This is a genomic window from Vibrio sp. 1402, from assembly GCF_033340275.1.
Map to the genome: position 1 here is coordinate 1 of NZ_JAWOWE010000783.1, position 503 is coordinate 503.

The following is a 503-nucleotide window of genomic DNA, read 5'->3' on the forward strand; positions in this document are numbered from 1 at the left end:
CCGTCTGGCCGCTTTATTGGCAGAATGCCCAGATGAAATGTCTGGTCATCGCGTTCTGCGTCAGTTCCGAAATCGAGAAATGGTCTACATCGCGTGGAAAGACTTCTTACATGCTTGGACACTTGAAGAGTCATTACGTCATTTGTCCCAATTGGCAGAGGCGATGATCTTTGAGACATACCAATGGCAATACAAAATTTGCTGCGCAGAATGGGGAACGCCAACAAATGCAGAGGGTGAAGCTCAACCGATGTTGATCATTGGGATGGGCAAGCTAGGCGGTGGCGAACTGAATTTCTCTTCCGATATCGACCTGATTTTTACTTACCCTGAAAACGGCGAAACCCAAGGTGCCCGCCGCAGTATTGCTAACGCGCAGTTCTTTACTCGTCTTGGTCAGCGGATCATCAAAGCACTCGATCAACAGACGTTTGATGGTTTTTGTTATCGCGTCGACATGCGGTTGCGTCCATTTGGAGAAAGCGGCCCGTTGGTAATGAGCT

At 48.9% G+C, this 503-nt stretch carries 1 pseudogene; it reads left to right on the forward strand.

What is annotated here, in order from left to right:
* Window positions 1–503 (forward strand): annotated as a pseudogene (locus R7044_RS28475) (bifunctional glutamine synthetase adenylyltransferase/deadenyltransferase); the annotation flags it as partial.